The sequence below is a fragment of the Nonomuraea sp. KM90 genome (assembly GCF_052246675.1).
Taxonomy (GTDB): domain Bacteria; phylum Actinomycetota; class Actinomycetes; order Streptosporangiales; family Streptosporangiaceae; genus Nonomuraea.
In genome coordinates, this window is the sequence record NZ_JBQQCB010000041.1 from 45,575 (window position 1) to 65,026 (window position 19,452).

The 19,452-nt window shown below is 70.8% G+C and carries 23 protein-coding genes and 1 pseudogene; 10 read left to right on the forward strand and 14 right to left on the reverse strand.

What is annotated here, in order from left to right; genetic code table 11:
- Positions 1 to 6: 6 nt before the first annotated feature.
- Together ACTWPW_RS32265 and ACTWPW_RS32270 are read left to right on the forward strand one after the other, a co-directional pair.
- Positions 7 to 741 carry an urease accessory protein UreD gene (locus ACTWPW_RS32265; RefSeq protein ID WP_375111936.1) on the forward strand — a complete coding sequence of 245 codons (735 nt, stop codon included), beginning with the start codon at positions 7 to 9 and terminating at the stop codon, positions 739 to 741.
- Between the two features lie 53 nt (positions 742 to 794).
- Positions 795 to 1,265, forward strand: a complete 471-nt coding sequence (locus ACTWPW_RS32270; RefSeq protein ID WP_364123461.1) for a hypothetical protein — start codon at positions 795 to 797, stop codon at positions 1,263 to 1,265.
- Positions 1,266 to 1,271: 6 nt separating this feature from the next.
- Here ACTWPW_RS32270 and era read toward each other — a convergent pair whose 3' ends face one another.
- From era to ACTWPW_RS32315, 9 genes and pseudogenes are all read right to left on the reverse strand, one after another.
- A complete protein-coding gene (gene era / locus ACTWPW_RS32275) occupies positions 1,272 to 2,180 on the reverse strand; it encodes a GTPase Era (protein WP_375111937.1) in 909 nt (302 codons plus the stop codon).
- Positions 2,181 to 2,198: 18 nt separating this feature from the next.
- The gene (locus ACTWPW_RS32280; protein WP_375111990.1) at positions 2,199 to 2,675 is read right to left on the reverse strand and encodes an NUDIX domain-containing protein; all 477 of its coding nucleotides are present in this window, start codon (positions 2,673 to 2,675) and stop codon (positions 2,199 to 2,201) included.
- Positions 2,676 to 2,682: 7 nt separating this feature from the next.
- Positions 2,683 to 3,000 (reverse strand): cytidine deaminase, encoded by a 318-nt coding sequence (locus ACTWPW_RS32285; protein ID WP_443170823.1) that lies wholly within the window; start codon positions 2,998 to 3,000, stop codon positions 2,683 to 2,685.
- A gap of 10 nt (positions 3,001 to 3,010) precedes the next feature.
- The gene (locus tag ACTWPW_RS32290) at positions 3,011 to 3,643 is read right to left on the reverse strand and encodes a hypothetical protein (RefSeq protein WP_375111939.1); all 633 of its coding nucleotides are present in this window, start codon (positions 3,641 to 3,643) and stop codon (positions 3,011 to 3,013) included.
- Positions 3,644 to 3,974: 331 nt separating this feature from the next.
- On the reverse strand, positions 3,975 to 5,270 hold the full coding sequence (locus ACTWPW_RS32295) for a hemolysin family protein (protein WP_443170824.1): 1,296 nt from the start codon (positions 5,268 to 5,270) through the stop codon (positions 3,975 to 3,977).
- Positions 5,267 to 5,743 carry an rRNA maturation RNase YbeY gene (gene ybeY / locus ACTWPW_RS32300; RefSeq protein WP_375111941.1) on the reverse strand — a complete coding sequence of 159 codons (477 nt, stop codon included), beginning with the start codon at positions 5,741 to 5,743 and terminating at the stop codon, positions 5,267 to 5,269. The genes ACTWPW_RS32295 and ybeY overlap by 4 nt, the downstream gene beginning before the upstream one ends.
- Positions 5,740 to 7,164, reverse strand: a complete 1,425-nt coding sequence (locus ACTWPW_RS32305; RefSeq protein ID WP_443170842.1) for a PhoH family protein — start codon at positions 7,162 to 7,164, stop codon at positions 5,740 to 5,742. The genes ybeY and ACTWPW_RS32305 overlap by 4 nt, the downstream gene beginning before the upstream one ends.
- Positions 7,153 to 7,776 (reverse strand): annotated as a pseudogene (locus tag ACTWPW_RS32310) (PhoH family protein); the annotation flags it as partial. The pseudogene ACTWPW_RS32310 and the gene ACTWPW_RS32305, both read right to left, overlap by 12 nt.
- Before the next feature lie 185 nt (positions 7,777 to 7,961).
- Positions 7,962 to 8,306, reverse strand: coding sequence for a histidine triad nucleotide-binding protein (locus ACTWPW_RS32315; protein WP_375111942.1), 345 nt, complete (start codon positions 8,304 to 8,306; stop codon positions 7,962 to 7,964).
- Between the two features lie 281 nt (positions 8,307 to 8,587).
- Here ACTWPW_RS32315 and ACTWPW_RS32320 point away from each other — a divergent pair, with 281 nt between their 5' ends.
- Positions 8,588 to 9,100, forward strand: a complete 513-nt coding sequence (locus ACTWPW_RS32320; protein WP_080047132.1) for a SigE family RNA polymerase sigma factor — start codon at positions 8,588 to 8,590, stop codon at positions 9,098 to 9,100.
- The gene (locus ACTWPW_RS32325; protein WP_443170825.1) at positions 9,097 to 9,735 is read left to right on the forward strand and encodes a hypothetical protein; all 639 of its coding nucleotides are present in this window, start codon (positions 9,097 to 9,099) and stop codon (positions 9,733 to 9,735) included. The genes ACTWPW_RS32320 and ACTWPW_RS32325 overlap by 4 nt, the downstream gene beginning before the upstream one ends.
- Positions 9,736 to 9,739: 4 nt before the next feature.
- Here the strand turns inward: ACTWPW_RS32325 and ACTWPW_RS32330 are convergent, their stop codons facing one another.
- From ACTWPW_RS32330 to hrcA, 3 genes are read right to left on the reverse strand one after another with little or no spacing between them, the layout of a single operon-like run.
- Positions 9,740 to 10,465, reverse strand: a complete 726-nt coding sequence (locus ACTWPW_RS32330; RefSeq protein ID WP_443170826.1) for a 16S rRNA (uracil(1498)-N(3))-methyltransferase — start codon at positions 10,463 to 10,465, stop codon at positions 9,740 to 9,742.
- Position 10,466: 1 nt separating this feature from the next.
- Positions 10,467 to 11,606 (reverse strand): molecular chaperone DnaJ, encoded by a 1,140-nt coding sequence (gene dnaJ / locus ACTWPW_RS32335; protein WP_364123443.1) that lies wholly within the window; start codon positions 11,604 to 11,606, stop codon positions 10,467 to 10,469.
- 11 nt (positions 11,607 to 11,617) lie between these two features.
- Complete coding sequence (hrcA, locus tag ACTWPW_RS32340) at positions 11,618 to 12,631, reverse strand: heat-inducible transcriptional repressor HrcA (protein WP_375111946.1); 1,014 nt, start codon at positions 12,629 to 12,631, stop codon at positions 11,618 to 11,620.
- A gap of 157 nt (positions 12,632 to 12,788) precedes the next feature.
- On the opposite strand from hrcA, the gene ACTWPW_RS32345 reads away from it, so the two are divergent.
- From ACTWPW_RS32345 to ACTWPW_RS32355, 3 genes are read left to right on the forward strand one after another with little or no spacing between them, the layout of a single operon-like run.
- Positions 12,789 to 13,721 carry a hypothetical protein gene (locus ACTWPW_RS32345; RefSeq protein WP_443170827.1) on the forward strand — a complete coding sequence of 311 codons (933 nt, stop codon included), beginning with the start codon at positions 12,789 to 12,791 and terminating at the stop codon, positions 13,719 to 13,721.
- A 17-nt stretch (positions 13,722 to 13,738) separates the two neighbouring features.
- Complete coding sequence (locus ACTWPW_RS32350) at positions 13,739 to 14,545, forward strand: DUF3097 domain-containing protein (RefSeq protein WP_375111948.1); 807 nt, start codon at positions 13,739 to 13,741, stop codon at positions 14,543 to 14,545.
- Positions 14,542 to 15,312 carry a DUF4870 domain-containing protein gene (locus ACTWPW_RS32355; protein ID WP_443170828.1) on the forward strand — a complete coding sequence of 257 codons (771 nt, stop codon included), beginning with the start codon at positions 14,542 to 14,544 and terminating at the stop codon, positions 15,310 to 15,312. Before ACTWPW_RS32350 ends, ACTWPW_RS32355 begins: the two co-directional genes overlap by 4 nt.
- On the opposite strand, the gene hemW is transcribed toward ACTWPW_RS32355, so the two are convergent.
- On the reverse strand, positions 15,309 to 16,529 hold the full coding sequence (gene hemW / locus ACTWPW_RS32360) for a radical SAM family heme chaperone HemW (protein ID WP_443170829.1): 1,221 nt from the start codon (positions 16,527 to 16,529) through the stop codon (positions 15,309 to 15,311). The genes ACTWPW_RS32355 and hemW overlap by 4 nt on opposite strands.
- A gap of 180 nt (positions 16,530 to 16,709) precedes the next feature.
- Between hemW and ACTWPW_RS32365 the strand changes: the two genes are divergently transcribed.
- Positions 16,710 to 16,868, forward strand: a complete 159-nt coding sequence (locus ACTWPW_RS32365) for a hypothetical protein (protein ID WP_443170830.1) — start codon at positions 16,710 to 16,712, stop codon at positions 16,866 to 16,868.
- Between the two features lie 50 nt (positions 16,869 to 16,918).
- Positions 16,919 to 18,166 (forward strand): glycoside hydrolase family 18 protein, encoded by a 1,248-nt coding sequence (locus ACTWPW_RS32370; RefSeq protein WP_375111952.1) that lies wholly within the window; start codon positions 16,919 to 16,921, stop codon positions 18,164 to 18,166.
- Positions 18,167 to 18,193: 27 nt separating this feature from the next.
- On the opposite strand, the gene ACTWPW_RS32375 is transcribed toward ACTWPW_RS32370, so the two are convergent.
- Positions 18,194 to 18,817, reverse strand: coding sequence for an MOSC domain-containing protein (locus ACTWPW_RS32375; protein ID WP_443170831.1), 624 nt, complete (start codon positions 18,815 to 18,817; stop codon positions 18,194 to 18,196).
- A gap of 121 nt (positions 18,818 to 18,938) precedes the next feature.
- Between ACTWPW_RS32375 and ACTWPW_RS32380 the strand changes: the two genes are divergently transcribed.
- A complete protein-coding gene (locus ACTWPW_RS32380) occupies positions 18,939 to 19,439 on the forward strand; it encodes a hypothetical protein (RefSeq protein ID WP_375111954.1) in 501 nt (166 codons plus the stop codon).
- Positions 19,440 to 19,452: the final 13 nt, after the last annotated feature.

Genomic DNA, 19,452 nt, shown 5'->3' on the forward strand with positions numbered 1-19,452 from the left:
CGCGCCATGAGCGCGAGCGCCGCCGTGGCGACCGCGCGGGGGGACGACGGCCGCACCGTGGTCAGCCGCCTGGCCTCGGCGCCGCCGCTGACGCTGCGCCAGACGGGCCCGTCCACCGTGCACCTGGTCTCCACCGCGGCGGGCCCGCTCGGCGGCGACCGGCTGGCCCTGGACCTGTACGTCGCGCCCCGCACCACCCTGGAGCTGAGCTCGGTCGCGGCCACGCTGGTCCTGCCCGGCGAGGGCGAGTCCGAGCTGCTGGTCACCGCCCGCGTGGGCGCGGGCGCCACGCTGCGCTTCGCCCCGGAGCCGACGGTGCTCGCCGCCGGCAGCCGGCACCGCCTCCTGGTACGCCTCGCGCTGGAAGCGGACGCGAGCGTGCTCTGGCGCGAGGAGATCGTCTTCGGCCGCCACGGCGAGGCGCCGGGCCGCTGTCACGCCCGCTTCGACGCCACCCGCGACGGCCTGCCGCTGCTCAGGCAGGAGTTCACGGTCGGCGACCCGGACCTCGACCCCTCCCCCGCCGTGTACGGCTCCGCCCGCTGCGTCGGAACCACGTTCCTGACGGCCGCCGCGAAGGAGGCGGCCGTGGCCGAGGGCGTCGCGGTGCTCCCGCTGGCCGGCCCCGGCACGCTGGTGTCCGCCCTGGCGGACGACGCGGTGCGGTTGCGCTCCAGGCTGGAGTGGGGCGAGCGCACGGCTGTGGCGGACGAGCCGCCGGACCCGGCCGCGCCCTGGTGACGACTCCGTTGCGTACGGTGGTGAGCGGCGCGAGCCGGGCTTACAGTGATCGTGTGGCCGACGACCTCAAGCCCACGCCCGCCCGCCCGAGAGTCCGCCGCGGTTACCCGCTGGCCGTGATGGCCGCCGGAGCGCTCCTGGTGTTCTGCGCGGTCCTGCCCTGGGCCGGCCTGCAGGCCACGAGCAGCCTCATCGGCGGCGGGGTGGCCAGCGACGTGCGCGGCATCGACGACACCTTCGGCGTCTACACCCTGCTGGCCGGGCTGGTGGCGCTGGGCTGCGGCCTGGTGGGCACGCTCGCCCACCCGAGGCTCGCCGCGCTGGCCGTCGTGCCCGGCGGCGTGGCCCTGCTGGTGCTGGTGCTGTTCGTGACCGACGGCAGCGGCCTGCAGGACCGGATCTCCATCGACCTCGGCGAGCTGCTGTCGATCGAGCCGGTGATCAGGTTCGGCTGGTTCGGCGCGCTGGGCTGCGCGGTGGCGGTGGTCCTGCTGTCGCTCCTGGCGCTCTTCCGCCGCCCGTGACGCGGATCAGTCGTAGAAGCCCAGCCGGCGCAGCTGCTTGGGATCGCGCTGCCAGTCCTTGGCCACGCTGATGCGCAGGTCAAGATAGACCCGCGTGCCCATCAGCGCCTCGATCTGCTTGCGGGCCTTGGTGCCCACGTCGCGCAGCCGCTCGCCCTTGTGCCCGATGACGATGGCCTTCTGCGAGGGCCGCTCCACGAACAGGTGGGCGTAGATGTCCAGCAGGTCGTCGCGCCCCTCGCGGGGCACCATCTCGTCGACGACCACGGCGATCGAGTGGGGCAGCTCGTCGCGTACGCCCTCCAGCGCCGCCTCCCTGATCAGCTCACCCACCAGCACCTGCTCGGGCTCGTCGGTGAGCCGGCCGCCCTCGTAGAGAGGCGGCGACTCCGGCAGGTGCTCGATCAGCACGTCCGCCAGCACGTCGAGCTGCTCGCCCGACTGCGCCGACACCGGCACGATCGCGGCGAACTCCGCCACCTGCGACACCGCCACCAGCTGCTCGGCGATCTGATCCCGGCTCGCCAGGTCGGTCTTGGTCACCACCGCGATCACGGGCGTCTTCTTCACCGCCGACAGCTTGTCGGCGATGAACCGGTCACCCTTGCCGATGGGCTCGTTGGCCGGCACGCAGAAGCCGATCGCGTCCACCTCGGTCAGCGTGGACAGCACCAGGCTGTCGAGCCGCTCGCCGAGCAGCGTGCGCGGACGGTGCAGGCCCGGCGTGTCGACGATGATGAGCTGGGCGTCGGGACGGTGCACGATGCCCCTGATGACACGCCTGGTCGTCTGCGGCTTGGACGAGGTGATCGCCACTTTCGTGCCGACCAGGGCGTTCATCAGCGTGGACTTGCCGACGTTCGGCCTCCCCACGAAGCAGGCGAATCCGGCGCGATGGTTGTCTGGCGAAGTCACGTACTGCATTCTGTCCCATCAGCGGGCGTGTTCACGCCACCAGGCGAACGCCTGGGGCGCCACGCCGGGCGTCCACGGGGTCGTGTCGTAGCCGGACAGCTCCTGCTCCGACAACCACCGGAAGTCGTTGATCTCCACGCCGTCGGGCTCGGGCCCGGCCGAGCCGGGGGCCAGCGCGCAGGCGTAGGCCGCGATCACGTAGCCGACCTGGTGACCGTTGGGGTAGACGGTGCGGAACTCGGGGCCGCCGTAGACCCCGATCAGGCCCCGTACCTCGACCTCGATGCCGAGCTCCTCGCGCAGCTCCCTGACCACCGCCGCCTCGGGCCGCTCGTCCGGGTCCACGCCGCCGCCGGGCGCCGCCCAGAGCCCGACGTCACCGTGCCGGGCCAGCAGCAGCCGGCCGGCCTCGTCGAACACGAACCCGGACACCGACGGCAGCATGAGCAGCTCGGACCCGACGATCTCCCGCAGTCTCGCCAGGAACGGCGACATCGGCACGTCAGCCCCGCAGCGTTCCGTCGGGACCGGCCACGAGCAGCGACTTGACGCCCAGCTCGGCGGCCACCGCCTCGTCGGCGGAGCTCGGCGCCCCCTCGCTCACCAGCGCCACGGCCTCCAGGGACCGCGCGCCGCTGGAGATCGCCATGGCCACCGCCACCTGCACCGCCGACAGGGTGAGCGCGCTCAGCGCCACGTTCGTCGCCGAGTAGGTGCGGCCGGTCTCATCCCGCACGGCCGCGCCTTCCGCCGAGCCGTTGCGCGCCCGGGCGGCCCGGGCCAGCGTGATGATCTTGCTGTCTTCAGGATCGAGAGTCACGAGCTCTAGGTTAGGCGCTGACCATGGAAATGGCCGCCTCGACCACCTCGTCGGTACGAGCGGCGTCCACGTCGTTCATGCCCGTGTGCACGACGGACACCAGCGTGTCCCCCACGCGCGACAGCACGACGTCCATCGCGTACGGGTAACCGTGCAGCCGCCCGCGCAGCCGCGCGCCCACGGACTCGTCCCCCGCGTTCCGCACCTGGAGCTCCTGCAGCCGCAGGTAGGTGCCGCTGGAGGTGCGTACGACGCGGCACGACCCCATCGCCCTGGCCAGGTCGTCGAGGTGCCCCGCGGCCTGCTCGTTCGCGTACCGGGCCAGTCCCACCCCGGCCTGCTCCCCCAGCCCGTCGCCGTGGTAGCTGACGGCCGCCTGCGCGGTCAGCGCCTGCCCCGGCGCCCGCCCTCCGGCCGGCTCCAGCAGCGCCCGGCAGTTCCGGTCCGCCTGCCCGAACGGCATCCGCCACGCCTGCTCCGGCCTGGCCGTGAAGCCGTCCGGCAGGCGCGGATCCTTGCTGAGCACCTCGCGCAACTGTGCCATGGCCTGCGCGTCGAGGAAGCTCTCCGCTCCCCCGCCGCCGCATCCCGCCAGGACGCCGGCCAGCAACGCGCAGGCTATGATCCCCGGTTTGCGTTTCATGATCCCCCCTGTGATCGCAGCCTGCCCCACAGACGAATGCGGCAATCCACCGGAGTGTCCACCAATACGCAAAAAGGGTGCTCCCGCCCGGTTTCCGGACGAGAACACCCTTTACGCCGAGCAGCGTCACAGCCGGCTAGCAGCCGAGACGCTGTCGTCCCCCCAGAAACATCCTCCGGCCGCGAACCCCACCCGGCGTTCGGATGCTTCTCTCGTGACACCCACCGCACTGGATGTCGTGGTTAGAGAGTGCCGGACCCGGCTTGCAGAAGACTTGTAGAACGCTTGCGGCTTCCGTCCGCCTTTATCCACATCCGGGACTTGCGGGGGACTAGTCGCGTTCGGCGGCGGCCGGGACGACCTCGTCCTCCGGCGGCGTGACCCGCCGCACCACGACCGTGCTGATGCGGTTGCGGCGGCCGGCCAGGCTCTCCGCCGTCAGCGATAGCCCGGCCACCTCCGCGTGCGACCCGGCTATCGGCACCCGCCCGAGCGCGTGGGCCAGCAGCCCGCCCACCGTCTCCACGTCCTCGACCTCGATCTCCGTGTCGAACAGCTCGCCGAGCTCGTCCACCGGCATGCGGGCCGTCACCCGCAGCCCGGCGCCCGGCACGGGCTCCACGCGGGGCGCCTCCTGGTCGTACTCGTCGGTGATCTCCCCGACGATCTCCTCCAGGACGTCCTCGATCGTCACCAGGCCGGCCGTGCCGCCGTATTCGTCGATCACGATGGCGATGTGGATCTGCCTGGCCTGCATCTCCCGCATGAGCTGGTCGATGGGCTTGCTCTCCGGCACGTAGGCGGCCGAACGCATGATCGTGTCGACCGGCTCCTTGCCCCCGCCCTCGCCGGACTCGTGGATCTTGCGGGCGATGTCCTTGAGGTAGGCGATGCCGACGACGTCGTCCTCGTTCTCGCCCACGACCGGGATGCGGGAGAACCCGCTGCGCAGCGCCAGCGACAGGGCCTGACTGATCGTCTTCGTGCGCTCGATGTAGACCATGTCGGTGCGCGGCACCATGACCTCGCGCACCAGCGTGTCGCCCAGCTCGAAGACCGAGTGGATCATCTCGCGCTCGTCGGGCTCGATCACCCGGCGCTCCTCGGCCAGGTCCACCAGGTCGCGCAGCTCGGCCTCCGAGGTGAACGGGCCGTCGCGGAAACCCTTGCCCGGCGTCAGCGCGTTGCCGAGCAGGATGAGGAGCTTGGGCAGGGGGCCGAAGATGCGGGTCAGGCCGTACACGATGGGGGCGCTGGCCAGCGCGACCGGCTCGGCGTGCTGGCGGCCCAGCGTGCGCGGCATGACCCCGACCACCACGTAGCTGATCAGGATCATCACGACCGCGGCCCAGACGTAGGCCCAGCCCTGGTCGTGCAGGAGGTCGATGAACAGCAGGGTCGCGATCACCGTGGCGACCAGCTCGCAACTCAGCCGCAGCAGCAGGAGCAGGTTGAGATAGCGCGGCGGGTCGGTCACGATCGCCTGCAGCCGCGCCGCCCCCCGCCTGGCCTCACGCGTGTATTCCTCGGCACGCACCCTGGAGATGCGCGTCAGCGCCGTCTCCGCGCTGGCGATCAGGCCACCGATGATCACCAGGGCGACGACGGACAGCAACCAGGCGTTCACCGCGGGTTGCGCACCTCCTGCCACGACTCGAGGAGCCGGGACTGCAGTCCGAACATCTCCTTGTGCTCCTCCGGCTCGGCGTGGTCGTAGCCGAGCAGGTGGAGGATGCCGTGGGTGCACAGCAGCTCGAGCTCGTCGGCGGTGCTGTGGCCGGCCTCCTCGGCCTGCCTGGCGGCCACCTGCGGGCAGAGCACGACGTCACCCAGCAGCGCCGGGTCGGCGGGGCCGTCGGACTCCCCCCGCGCGCCGCCGCCGGGACGCAGCTCGTCCATCGGGAACGCCAGCACGTCCGTCGGACCGGGCTCGCCCATCCACTTCTCGTGCAGCTCGGCCATGGCGTCCTCGTCGACCACCACGATGGACAGCTCGGCGAGCGGGTTGATGCCCATCTCGCGGAGCACGTGAGCGGCCAGGGCGGTGATGCTCTCCTCGTCGACCCCGACGCCGGACTCGTTGTTGATCTCGATGCTCACGGTCGCCGCTTCCCCCGCTGCTGGATGGCCTTCGGCTCCTGGGCCTCCCGCGAGGCGTCGTAGCGGCCGTAGGCGTCGACGATGTCGCTGACCAGCTTGTGCCGGACCACGTCGGCGCTGGACAGGCGGGCGAAGTGGATGTCGGGGATGCCGTCGAGGATGTCCTGCACCACCCGCAGGCCGCTGACCGTGCCCGAGGGCAGGTCGACCTGCGTCACGTCACCGGTCACCACGATCTTGGAGTTGAAGCCTAGCCTGGTCAGGAACATCTTCATCTGCTCGGCCGAGGAGTTTTGCGCCTCGTCGAGGATGATGAAGGCGTCGTTGAGGGTGTTGTGGGTCAGGAGGAAGTCCTCGGTGACGTACAGCGAGTCCTCCGCCGCCACCTGGATGCACACGCACTCCGCGGTACCACGTGGTTCGATGCGGTCCACGAAGCGCATCGGGCGACCGCCTCCGGACGCGTTGTAGGCCTCGGCCTTCCGCGACAGCCGGAAAGGCTCGATGCCTTCCGGAAGCCGGATGTCCAGGATGTACGCGTCGTGCCGGTGGCGGATCTGCCTGCCCCGCGCCGACCCGGGCGTGCGTCCTCTCGCCGGACGCGTGCGCCAGTAGGCCACGCCTCCGAGGGACTGGACGAGGAAGACCACGTCCTCGCGAAGCCGCGGCGAGACGGTGCTGAACTGGATCCGGCACGTGCGCCCCTGCTGGGTGACAGGCCCCCCGTCAGCGTCGAGCAGTCCCTGCAGGACCGCCATCCTCGTCTCAGCCGTGTTGCGCAGATAGACCTCGGGCACGAACTTCGTGTTCGACTTGCAGCCCGACAGGCGCAGGCGCCGCATGACGTCGGTGATCGGATTGGCGATCGTCATGCTTTCCCCGGGCTGCCTCACCCGGTTGAGCACGTAGTCCGGCCCGCCCTTCCACCGCGCCCGCACGCCGGGAAGGGCATGCTCGAGCGCCATGACCAGCTCCGGGTCTTCCGTCGCGAAACTCGGGGTGGTCGTCCCGGTGACACACCCGTCTCCCAGGAGCAGGCCGAGCGCGTACGGATCCATGGGAACCTCGCGCTCGGGAAAGCAGACCGGCGCGCTCAGCAGCGGCAGCTCCCACTTGTGGTAGTGAGAGGACCGCAGGTCGCCGATCAGCTCCTTGGTCTCCAACACCCGCCACGGCTGCTCGCGTCTGGCGTCGTCACGGGTGCGGACAGTCCAGAGGTGGTCTTCGGAGGCGAGCACCGAAGCACCGTCCTGGCTGTACAGCCGATAGATCTTCTTCTCCCCCTGCGGGTAGACGCCCAGCACAGGGGTCGGCTCGCCGTTCGACCCGATGACGAGGTCACCGACCTCGAGCTCTCCGATGGAGCGCCATCCGTCAGGAGTCAGCACGCCGGTGCCGAGCGGCTGCGCCCGGCCGCGCATGTATGCCAGCGGTGCGACCTCGATCGTGCCCGCCGCCATCAGCTTGGGGATCGAGTCGGGGTCGACCATGTCGTGCAGCGCGTCGTAGAGCGGCCGCAGGTAGGGGTCGATCTTCTCGTAGAGCGTGCCGGGCAGGAAGCCGAGCCGCTCGCCGGCCTCGACCGCCGGGCGGGTCAGGATGATGCGGTTGACCCGCTTCTCCTGCAGCGCGCGCACGGCCTTGGCCATCGCGAGATAGGTCTTGCCGGTGCCGGCCGGGCCGATGCCGAACACGATCGTGTGCTTGTCGATCGCGTCGACGTAGCGCTTCTGGTTGACCGTCTTCGGGCGGATCGTCCGGCCACGGGAGGACAGGATGTCGAGGGAGAGGACCTCGGCGGGGCGGTCGGAGGTCATGCGCAGCATGGCGATGCTGCGCTCGACCGCGTCGGGGGTGAGCTCTCCGCCGCTGCGCAGGACTTCGACCAGCTCCTCGAAGAGCCGCACCACGGTGCCGCTCTCGTCGGGGCTGCCGGTCACGGTGATCTCGTTGCCCCGCACATGGATGTCGGCCCGGAAGGCGCCCTCGATGACGCGCAGCAGCTCGTCACGGGAGCCCAGGAGGCTGACCATCGGATATTCGTCCGGTATCAGCACCTTCGCTTGAGTGCGCGAGGGAGGTGCCGTGCGTCGGGATTCGTGTAGTTCGGACATGGGCAGGCCAGCGGCCTGATGCCTCCCGGTCTCTTTCGGTGTGCTTCTCCGCCCATCGTATCCGGGAGCAGGCGGATTGCTCGCGTCAATATCACCGCGTCCGGTTATCCGGGCGGCCAGCTCAGATCCCGCCCGCCCAGGATGTGGGCGTGCACGTGGAAGACGGTCTGCCCGGCGCCGGGCCCGGTGTTGAACACGATCCGGTAACCGCCCTCGGCCACGCCGTCCAGCACGGCCACCTCGTGGGCGGACTTCAGCACCTCGTCGGCGAGACCGTCGTCGGCCGCCGCCAGCGCGGCCGCGTCGGCGTGGTGCTCCTTCGGGATGACCAGCGCGTGGGTGGGCGCCTGCGGGTTGATGTCGCGGAACGCGAGGGTCCGGCCGGTTTCATAAACGATCTCAGCGGGAATCTGCTTGGCGACGATTTTGCAGAAGAGGCAATCGCTCACCCGATCACCCTACAGAGAGGGCTGCCGTCAGCGAGTCCGTTGCGAATCGGTAATCGGCTGTGTCGTGCGTACGAAGATCGACGCGGTTAGGGTGAGTGTGCGACACTTCAGCGTAAAAACAGACGATTCAGGGTCGGGCGAGCGCCACCTGGCGAGGACACGACTGGGTAATGCACCCTAAGGAACCGGGGAAACCTCAAGAACCGGAAGAGCGTAAACCCTCTGGGAAGGCCGCGCGTCCCACTGATGTGACCACCGAAACCCTTCTGGCCGACAGGTCGATGGGGGCGGTGCCGGTCGGGTGGGATGCCGACATGGCCGTTACCGCGCTGTACAGCGCGCACTTTCGGTCGTTGGTGCGTCTCGCTGTGTTGCTGGTGCGCGACATAGCAACAGCTGAGGAAGTCGTGCAGGATGCGTTCGTCGCCATCCATGGCGCCTGGCGTAGGCTGCGCGACCCCGACAAAGCACTCGCCTACCTGCGTCAATCTGTCGTCAACCGGTCCAGGTCCGTGCTGCGTCACCGCGCGGTCGTCGAGAAGTATGCTCCCAAGGGCCTGCCCGACGCCCCGAGCGCCGAGAACGGCGCGATCGGCGAGCTGGAACGCTCCGCCGTCATCGAGGCGTTACGTGCCCTGCCGACCCGACAGAGAGAAGCACTGGTCCTACGCTACTACGGTGATCTGTCCGAAGCTGAGATCGCCCACGCCATGGGCATCAGCAAGGGCGCGGTCAAGAGCCACACGGCACGTGGCATGGCCGCCTTGCGATCGGTCCTGGAGAAAATGTCATGACCCAGCCCCCCGACGAGTACGGCGATCTGCTGCGCCGTGCGCTCCGCGCGGAGGCGGACGCGGTCGTGCCCTCGCCGGAAGGACTGGAGATCATCCGTGCCCGCATCGAGCGGCGTGGCGTACGCAACCTGTTCTGGTGGCGAGCGGGCGCGGCCGCCGCCAGTGCCATCCTGGTGGCCGGAACGATCGTGATGGCCGTTCCCGAGCTGCGTTCCCAGATCATCGACCAGAAGCCCGTCGCCCCGCTGGGCAACGAGGTCACCGAAGTCCCGTCCAACTCCTCCACCACCCGCTCGCAGCAGCCCCCGGCGCAGGAGCCGAGTCCCGACCAGCCCAAGGTCGTGATCCCGGACACCACGCAGCCGGCGTCGCCGCGGCCCACCAAGAAGGCCGACTCGACCAGCAGGCCGTCGCCGTCGCCCAGCGCCACCCCCACCGACTGCCCGTCCACCCAGGCCGAGCAGGTCGAGCCGCCGGCCGACTGCCCCGTGATCTCGCCGACGCCCACCGTGGAGCAGACGACAGTGCAGCCCACGACGTCGTGTCCACCTGAGGAATGCCCGCCCGACGACGTGACGGAGACTCCCACCACCGTGGCCAGTCCCCTGCTGGAGACCGACCAGACCACGCCCTAGGAGCTCACCAGCGCCCCGTGCGGCTGAGCAGCACGGCCGCCGCCGCCACCCCCGCCGTGGACGTGCGCAGGACCGTCGGCCCCAGCAGCACCGGCATCGCCTTGGCCGCCCGGAACCCGGCCAGCTCCTCCTCCGAGACGCCCCCTTCGGGCCCCACGACCACCACGATGTCGCCCCCGGCCGGCAGCTCCACCCCGGACAGCGGCTCGGCCGCCTCCTCGTGCAGCACCAGCCCCAGCGCCGCCTCCGACAGCAGCCGCTCGACCTGCGCGGTCGAGGCCAGGTCCGCCACCTCGGGCAGGTGGAACCGGCGGGCCTGCTTGCCCGCCTCGCGGGCCGTGGAGCGCCACCGGCCCAGCGCCTTGGCGACCTTGTCGCCCTTCCACTGCGTGATGCTGCGCGCGGCCGCCCAGGGCACGATCACGTCCACACCCGCCTCGGTCATCATCTCGACCGCCAGCTCGCCCCGGTCGCCCTTGGGCAGCCCCTGGACGACCACGATCCGGGGCCGGGGCGCCTCGACGTCGTAGCGGCGCAGCACGTCGAGCCTGAGCGCGTCCTTCAGCGTCTCGCGGACGACGCATTCGGCCACCCCGCCGGCCCCGTCGGTCAGATCGACCCGCTCACCGGCCCGCAGGCGGCGCACGGAGGCCGCGTGCCGCCCCTCGGGGCCGTCGAGCGTCAGCTCCGGCCCGTCCAGCCGGTGGGCCAGGAACACGGGTGCGGTCACGTCACCGGCCGTTGAAGGCGTCACGCAGGCGGGAGAAAAAACCCTGCTGTCCCGGTGCGAACTTGCCAGGCGGGCGCTCCTCACCCCGCTGCCTGGACAGTTCGCGCAGGAGCTCTTCCTGGGCCGTGTCGAGCCGGGTCGGCGTCTCCACGTTGACGTGGATCAGCAGGTCGCCCCTGCCGGACTCGTTGAGCCGCTGCACACCGCGCCCGTACATGGTGATGACCTGGCCGGACTGCGTGCCGGGGCGGACGTCGACCTCCTCGGAGCCGTCGAGCGTCTCCACCGCCAGGATGGTGCCGAGGGCGGCGGCGGTCATCGGGATCTGCACGGTGCAGTGCAGGTCGTCGCCGCGCCGCTCGAAGATCTCGTGGGCCCGCTCGACGATCTCCAGGAACAGGTCTCCGGGTGGTCCGCCGCCGGGGCCGACCTCGCCCTCGCCGGCGAGCTGGATGTGGGTGCCGTCCTCCACGCCCGCGGGGATGCGGACCTTGATCGTACGGCGGGTGCGCACCCGGCCGTCGCCGGAGCACTCCTGGCAGGGGTGGCGGATGATCGTGCCGAAGCCACCGCACTGCGGGCACGGCCGCGAGGTCATGACCTGGCCCAGGAAGGACCGGGTGACCTGGGAGATCTCGCCGCGCCCGTTGCACATGTCACAGGTGTCGGGGTGGGTGCCCGCCGCGGCTCCCGCGCCGTGGCACACCTCGCACAGCACGGCCGTGTCGACGACCAGCTCGCGGGTGGTGCCGAACGCCGTCTCGCGCAGGTCGAGCTCCACCCGGATGGTGGCGTTGCGGCCCCTGCGGGCGCGCGAGCGGGGCCCCCGGGCGCCGCCCGCCGTGCCGAAGAAGGCGTCCATGATGTCGCTGAAGGGGAAGCCCGCTCCGAAGCCTCCGGCGCCCGCGCCCGCCGCCGCGCCGCCGAAGGGGTCGCCACCCAGGTCGTACATCTGGCGCTTGTTCGGGTCGGACAGCACCTCGTAAGCCTGCGTGATCTCCTTGAACCGCTCCTGGGTCTCAGGATCGGGGTTCACGTCGGGGTGCAGCTCACGGGCGAGTCGGCGGTAGGCCTTCTTGATCTCGTCCTGACTTGCGTCACGGCGCACCCCGAGGGTGGCGTAGTAGTCGCTGTTTGCCACTTATCGACCTCTTATGATGCAGCCAGGATCTGGCTGACGTAGCGTGCCACCGCGCGTACGGCGCCCATCGTCACGGGATAGTCCATCCTGGTCGGCCCCAGCACGCCGAGCCGGGCAAGTTGGTTGTCGCCAGAACCGTATCCGGTCGCGACGACGGATGTGCCGCGCAGGTAGGGGTTTTCTGAGCCGATGCGCACGGTGAGAGCGGACGGCGTGTCTGATGAAGTCTCGCCGAGCAGCCGCATCAGGACCACCTGCTCCTCCAGCGCCTCCAGCACGTCGCGCAGGCCGACGGTGAAGTCGGCGCCGGCGAGGTTGGCCGCGCCGGCGAACACGATCTTCTCGTCGTGCCGCTCCACCAGCGTCTCGAGCAGCACGGACAGGATCGTGGCCACGGCGGGCCGGTCTTCGACGGGCAGCCGCTCGGGCAGGTCGGCGACCAGCTCCGGGACGGTGCTCAGGCCGCAGCCGTCGAGGCAGGCGTTGAGCACGGCCCGCAGGTGCGCGATGCGGGTGTCCTCCACCACTTCGGGCAGCTCGACCACGCGCTGCTCGACCCGGCCGGTGTTGGTGATCAGCACGAGCATGACCCGCCGGTCGTTCAGCGGGACCAGCTCGACGTGCCTGACCGTCGAACGCGTCAGCGTCGGGTATTGCACCACCGCCACCTGCCTGGTCAGCTGCGCGAGCAGCCGGACCGTGCGGGTGACCACGTCGTCGAGGTCGACGGCGCCGGCGAGGAACGTCTCGATCGCCCTGCGCTCGGCCCCCGACAGCGGCTTGACCTGCGACAGCCGGTCGACGAACAGGCGGTAGCCCTTGTCCGTCGGCACGCGGCCCGCGCTGGTGTGGGGCTGGGTGATGTAGCCTTCCTCCTCCAGCGCGGCCATGTCGTTCCTGACCGTCGCCGGGGAGACCTTCAGGTTGTGGCGCTCGGCGAGTGCCTTGGAGCCCACCGGTTCGTTGGTGGACACGTAGTCTTCGACAATGGCGCGGAGCACCGCCAGTTTCCGATCGTCGAGCACGTGCTCACCTCCTGCCTCTGTCCTTATCAGGAACGCGGTGTCTAGCACTCTGTGTTCCCGAGTGCCAAGTGTACGGCTCTCGCCCACAAGGTGCGATAACACCGCGTCCCATCCTGCTGCTAGCTTCCTGGAAGCGACAGGCCTCACACTTGCCCATATGACCGACGAATCCCAGCCCCCGTCGTACGGCCCCCCGCCCGGGCAGGGTCCTTACCACGGTCAGCCGCGACCTCCTCAGTACGGCCCGCAGCCCGGCTCCCAGCCCGGCTACGGCCCGCAACCGGGCTCCCAGCCCGGTTACGGCCCCCAGCCCGGCTCTCAGCCCGGCCCCGGCCAGCCACCACAGGGCCAGCCACCGCACGGTCAGCCACCACAGGGCCAGCCGCCGCAGGGCCAGCCGCCCTACGGACAGCCGCCTTTCGGCCAGCCACCGCAGTACGGTCAGCTGCCGCAGTACGGTCAGCCCACCCAGTTCGGCCCGCCACCTCAGTACGGACAATACGGCCAACAGCCCCAATTTCCGCCACGAATCGACTCCAAAGCGATAAAGCCCCGCCTGTGGTGGCTCGCGGCGGCCTGGGGCGTGTTCGTGGTGTGCGCGGTGGCGGGGGTGCTCATGTTCACCGGCGGGGTGGTGAGCAGCGTGGCGGACCTGGCTCCGACCCGGACGTTCGCGTCGGGCGAAAGCGTCACCGTCCCGGTGGACCCGGCCGACAAGCCCGCCGTGTACATCGCCAGTGACACTCAGGTCACCTACGACTGCGCCATCACCGGCGGGCCCGGGCAGGCCAGGCTGGCCAAGACCGCGGGCACCCAGAAGGTCACGGTGAACGGGGCCGTCTGGGAGCAGTTCCTCGTGATCAACGCCCCGGCCAAGGGCGACTACCAGCTCACCTGCACCAACCAGGAGCAGGCCACCGTACGCTACGGCGTGGGCCGCGACGCCCTGTCCGCCGTGGGCGGGATCACCGGCGGGCTGGCCGCGCTGGTGCTCGTCCCCGGCGTGGGTCTGCTCGTCGCGATCGCCGGCACCATCACCGTCCTCGTACGCCGCAGCGGTGCGCGTAAGCGCCTTGCGGTCAGCGGGTGATTTGCTACGGTCCCCGTGTGTACGAGGGCGATGTTCTGTCGGGAAATTGGCGTCGGCCGGGCAAGGGCAAGATCCCGAAAGTGCCCGCCGAGCCGGACCTCGTCGTGGAGGACGCGGACAGCGGCTTCTGCGGCGCCGTGGTGGCCTGCGACAAGGAGGCCGTCACGCTCGAAGACCGGTTCGGCAAGCGCCGCCTGTTCCCCCTCGCACCCGCCGCCTTCCTGCTGGACGGCAAGGCCGTGACCCTGGTCCGCCCCACGGCGGCCCCCGCGGGCCCCAGGCGCAGCGCGTCGGGCTCCATCGCCGTGGAGGGGCTGCGGGCCAGGGTGGCCAGGCAGAGCCGGATCTACGTGGAGGGCGTGCACGACGCCGCCCTCGTGGAGAAGATCTGGGGCCATGACCTTCGGGTCGAAGGGGTCGTGGTCGAATATCTCGAAGGCGTGGACGACCTGCCCGCCATCGTGGCGGAGTTCGGCCCCGAGCCGGGGCGCCGGCTGGGCGTGCTGGTGGACCACCTGGTGCCCGGCTCCAAGGAGAGCAGGATCGCCGCCGAGATCACCTCACCGGACGTGCTGGTGGTGGGGCACCCCTACATCGACATCTGGCAGGCGGTCAAACCCTCCGTGCTGCGCATCCCCGCCTGGCCCGACGTGCCGCGCGGGGTGCCGTGGAAGGAGGGCGTGATCGCCGCCCTCGGCTGGCGCATGGAGCCCGCGGAGGCATGGCGGCGCATTCTCGGCGCCGTCTCGAAGTACACGGACCTGGAGCCGGAGCTGCTCGGCCGGGTCGAGGAACTGATCGACTTCGTTACGGAGGCACCATGACCCACGACCCGCCCCAGCCACCGCCCGACGACGACGCCACGCGCAGAGTCACCCCCGCGGACCTCCCCCCGCCCTCCGGCCCCCAGCAGCCCGGCTACGGCCAGCCGAACCCGTACGGCCAGCAACCCGGATCGCAGCCGGGTTACGGCCAGCAACCCGGCTCCCAGCCCGGCTACGGCCAGCAGCCCAGCTACGGCCAGCCGCCGCCTCCCGGGTACGGCCAGCAGCCAGGCTCCCAGCCCGGCTACGGGCAGCCGGGCGCCTACGGGCAGCAGATCCCCTATGGCCAGCAGGCGCCTTACGGCCAGCAGTCCGGCTCCCAGCCCAACTACGGGCAGCCGCCGCCCCCCGGCTACGGCCAGCCGGGCGCGTACGGCCGCCCCGGCGCACACGGCTACCCCCAGGGCCCCGGTGAGCCGTACATCCCCGGCAGGTTCGGCCCGCGCCCCGGCACCGACGACACCACCATGGCGATGCTCTCGCACCTCCTCGGCCTGCTGGTCTCGTGGATCGGCCCGCTGATCATCTACCTGATGAAGAAGGACGAGTCCCCCTACGTCAGGGACCAGGCCGCGGAGGCGCTGAACTTCCAGATCACGATGTTCATCGGCTACCTGATCGCCGGCATCCTGACGGTCGTCTTCATCGGCATCCTGCTGCTGCCGATCGTCTGGATCCTGTCGCTGATCTTCCACATCCAGGCCGCGATGGCCACGAACAAGGGCCAGCCGTACCGCTACCCGTTCTCCATCCGGATGATCACCTAGACCAGGAGATCCCTGATGAGGGCGTCGGCCAGCAGCCGCCCCTGGAGGGTCAGCACCATCAGCCCCGACCTGAACGGCTCGGGCTCCAGCAGCCCGCGCGCCAGTGCGCTCGCCACGGCCGTGCGCGCCGCGGGCGCCACCTCGGCCAGCGGGTAGCCGGAGACCAGCCGCAGCTCCAGCATCAGCCGCTCGGCGTCGCGGTCGTCCTGGCCGAGCACCTCGCGCGCGTGGGCGGGCGAGGCGCCGGCGGCCAGCCGCTGCGCGTAGGCGGCCGGGTGTTTGACGTTCCACCAGCGGGTGCCGCCGACGTGGCTGTGCGCGCCGGGGCCGGCCGCCCACCAGTCGCCGCCGGTCCAGTAGAGCAGGTTGTGGCGGCAGCGCGCCTCGTCGGAGACGGCCCAGTTGGACACCTCGTACCAGCTGAACCCGGCCGCGGCCAGCAGCTCGTCGGCGATCAGGTAGCGGTCGGCGGCCACGTCGTCGTCGGGCATCGGCAGCTCGCCGCGCCGGATCCGGGCCGCCAGCCGGGTGCCCTCCTCGACGATCAGCGAGTACGCCGACACGTGGTCGGGACCGGCCTCGATCGCCGCCGTCAGCGAGGCCCGCCAGTCGTCGTCGGACTCCCCCGGCGTGCTGTAGATCAGGTCGAGGTTGACGTGCTCGAACCCGGCCGCCCGCGCCTCCCGCACGGCCGCCGCCGCCCGGCCGGGCGTGTGCCGCCGCTCGAGGACCTGGAGCACGTGCTCGCGGGCGCTCTGCATGCCGAAGCTGATCCGGTTGAACCCGCCGTGGCGCAGCTTCTCCAGGTAGGAGGGGTCGACGGACTCGGGATTGGCCTCCGTGGTGACCTCGGCCCCCGGCTTCAGCCCGAACTCCGAGTCGATCGCGGCCAGGATCCTGGCCAGGTCTTCCGGGGGCAGCAGGGTGGGGGTGCCACCGCCGAAGAACACCGTCTCCACCGGCAGGTCGGCGCCGCCCAGGACGCGGCGCGCGAGGCGTATCTCCGCCACCACCGTGTCGGCGTAGTCTCGGTGCGAGGCGCCTGGGCCCAGCTCGGCGGCGGTGTAGGTGTTGAAGTCGCAGTAGCCGCAACGCGTCACGCAGAACGGCACGTGCACGTAGAAGCCGAACGGGCGCTCGCCGAGGCCGCTCAGGGCGCCGGCGGGCAGCTCGCCCGAGGTGGGCGCGGGATCGCCGTCAGGCAGGGTCGATGGCACGCCTCCAGTTTGCCCGGCTCCCAAGGGTGCTCCGATCCACCTGCAAACCGTGGCGGGTCCACTGACGCCATACCGGCAAAGGGGACATCGAATTCGCCCGTACCACGGCGGAGCGGATGTGGGAGGCGGGGGCTCCGGTCACCGACTGGACGAACGCCTTCCTGCAGCCGCCGCCCGAGCGTGAGCCTGCCGTCGGCGGCGACCACCAGGCAGGACCTCGCCGACCTGGTGGTGTCGCTGTTCTCCGACCCCGCGTTCGCGTGGGGGCTGCTGTCGGATCCGGCGGAGGTCGCGCGGATCGTTGACGGTGACGGGCGGCGGCTCTACGATCGCGTCTAACTTATAGGAAAGTTTCCTATATAAGTGGCGCAGTCCCCGGGAGCCGCTCCGTGAAGAAGAAGATCCTGCTCGCACTGTCGCTCTTACTCGGCCTCACGGCGATCTCCGTGCCCGCCGAGGCCCACTCCGGGTTCAAACGGGTCGCGTACTTCATCCAATGGGGCATCTACGGCCGGAACTACCACGTCAAGGACGTGGACGTCTCGGGCGCCGCGGCCAAGCTCACGCACCTGAACTACGCGTTCGGCTTCGTGAACGCCGAAGGCGGCTGCTACTCGGCCGACCCGTGGGCCGACTGGCAGCGGCCGGTGCCGGCGGAGCAGAGCGTGGACGGGGTCGCGGACGCGCCCGGCCAGGCCCTCAACGGCAACCTCAACCAGCTCCGCAAGCTCAAGGCCAAGCACCCCGGGCTCAAGACGATGATCTCCCTGGGTGGCTGGACCGGCTCGAAGTACTTCTCCGACGCCGTGCTCACCCCCGAGTCCCGGGCCGCGCTGGCCAGCTCCTGCATCGACCTGTGGCTGCGCGGCAACCTGCCGGGGCTGGAGCCGGGCGCGGGCGCCGGCGTGTTCGACGGGATCGACCTGGACTGGGAGTGGCCGGGCTCGGCCGGGGCCGAGGGCAACGTCATCAGGCCCGAGGACAAGCGGAACTTCACGCTGTTCGTGGAGGAGCTGCGAGGGCAGCTCAAGGCGTTCTCGTCCGGGGCGCAGCTCACGGCGTTCCTGCCGGCCGCGGCGGCCAAGATCGACGCCGGGTTCGAGGTGCGCAGGGTGTTCAGGCAGCTCGACTTCGCGACCGTGCAGGGGTACGACCTGCACGGTACGTGGGAGCCGCAGACCGGGCACAACGGGAACCTGTTCACCGACCGGCGGGACCCGAACCCGGTGAAGTACAGCGTGGACCAGACCGTACGCGACTACCTCTCGCGCGGCGCGCCCGCCCGCAAGCTCGTGGTCGGCGTGCCCGCGTACGGCCAGGGCTGGACGGGCGTGACCGGCGGCGGCGACGGCCTGTACGCGCCCGCCACCGGCCCGGCCCCCGGCAAGTGGGCCCCCGGCACGGAGGACTACAAGGACCTGGTCGGCAAGCCCGGCAAGCGCTACCGCGACCTGCGCACCGGGGCCATGTGGCTCTATGACGGGAACGAGTTCTGGTCCTACGACGACCCGGCCATGCTGGTGCAGAAGGCGGCCTACATCCGGCTCAAGGGGCTCGGCGGGTCGATGATGTGGTCGATCGACCAGGACGACGCGCGCGCCTCGCTCACCTCGGCGCTCTACTCGGTCCTGCGCTGACGACCCGGCCGGGCGCGGCCTCTCCTCTCAGGCGAGGACGCGCTCGGCCATCTCGTCCCACCGGGCGTCATGTCCGGGAACCGCCAGGATGCGGCGCAACGCGTCCCTGTCACCGTGCCGGGCCCGGAACCAGTCGGCCACGCTCACCCCGGTATCGGGCCGCGAGACGATCTCCACCTCGTCCCCCGCCCCCAGCTCGCCGAGCTCGACCACCTTCAGGTACGCCCCGGGCCGCGCCGCCGCCGTGAACCGCTTGATCCAGCCGGACTCGTCCATCCAGTTGCGGAACACCACGCACGGCGTCCTCGGCTTGGTCACCTCCAGAACGGCCCCGCCCACCCGCCACCGCTCGCCGACCAGGGCGCCGTTGACGTCGAGGCCGGACGTGGTCAGGTTCTCGCCGAACTGCCCGTGGTGCAGCTCCCTGCCCAGCTCGCCCTCCCACCAGTCGTAATCCTCACCGGCGTAGGCGTAGACGGCCTGATCGGGCGAGCCGTGGTGCTGCTTGTCCGCCTGCTCGTCCCCGACCAGCCCGTCGGCCAGCACCTGGACCCGGTGCGGGACCGCCCGCTTGTCGATCGCCGTACGCTTCAGGTTCCCCGCCCAATCGGCGTCGACCGGCGTGCCCACGTTCACCGAGAGAATGCGCATAGGGGGACGGTAACCGAGGATCCGCACCGCCAGCGACCCGCCTCCACCCCAGGGTGGAGATCGGGGCACTCAACCCACAGACCGATCCGGTACGACCGCCGCCTCCCTACGGTCGTGGCCTGTGGAAACTGTGCAAATCTCCCTCCTCGTCCTCCTCGCCGTCGTGTTCGTCATCTACCGCCAGACGCGCACCCGCCCCGCCGCCGCGACGGGCAGCCTCTACACCGCCGCCGCCATGATCGTCCTCGGCCTCGTCTCGGGCGGCCTGCTCGACTCCGGGGGTTCGGGCGGGCTCGTCGACACCGGGCACCTCGCCCTCAGCGCCACTCTCTTCGCCGTGGAGGCGGTCGCCGCCGTGGCGCTCGGTGTGTGGCGCGCGAGGACCGTACGCATGTGGGTCGACGACTCCGGTGTCGCCTGGTCGAAGGCCACCGGCTGGACCCTGCTGGCCTGGCTGGCCTCTATGGCCACCCGCGTCGCCCTCTACTTCGCCGGGGTGGCCGCCGGCCTGACCGTCTCCACCGGGAGTGTCCTGGTGTTCCTCGGCCTGACCATCGGCACCCAGGCGTACCTCGTCGCCCGCCGGGGACGTGCGCTCACCGGCAACCGGATACTTTCATGAGGTGATGCGTGGA

Coding starts and splice junctions, on each gene's coding strand:
- ACTWPW_RS32265 (WP_375111936.1), top strand. CDS start 7: ATGAGCGCGAGCGCCGCCGTGGCGACCGCGCGGGGGGACGACGGCCGC.
- ACTWPW_RS32280 (WP_375111990.1), bottom strand. CDS start 2,675: ATGTCGCCGTTCCTGGCGAGACTGCGGGAGATCGTCGGGTCCGAGCTG.
- ACTWPW_RS32325 (WP_443170825.1), top strand. CDS start 9,097: ATGACCCAGCCCCCCGACGAGTACGGCGATCTGCTGCGCCGTGCGCTC.
- ACTWPW_RS32375 (WP_443170831.1), bottom strand. CDS start 18,817: ATGCGCATTCTCTCGGTGAACGTGGGCACGCCGGTCGACGCCGATTGG.
- ACTWPW_RS32355 (WP_443170828.1), top strand. CDS start 14,542: ATGACCCACGACCCGCCCCAGCCACCGCCCGACGACGACGCCACGCGC.
- ACTWPW_RS32320 (WP_080047132.1), top strand. CDS start 8,588: ATGGGGGCGGTGCCGGTCGGGTGGGATGCCGACATGGCCGTTACCGCG.
- ACTWPW_RS32290 (WP_375111939.1), bottom strand. CDS start 3,643: ATGAAACGCAAACCGGGGATCATAGCCTGCGCGTTGCTGGCCGGCGTC.
- ACTWPW_RS32345 (WP_443170827.1), top strand. CDS start 12,789: ATGACCGACGAATCCCAGCCCCCGTCGTACGGCCCCCCGCCCGGGCAG.
- ACTWPW_RS32305 (WP_443170842.1), bottom strand. CDS start 7,164: ATGCGCGGCCGGGCGCAGCCGCTCGGCACCGGCGTGCTGACTCCTGAC.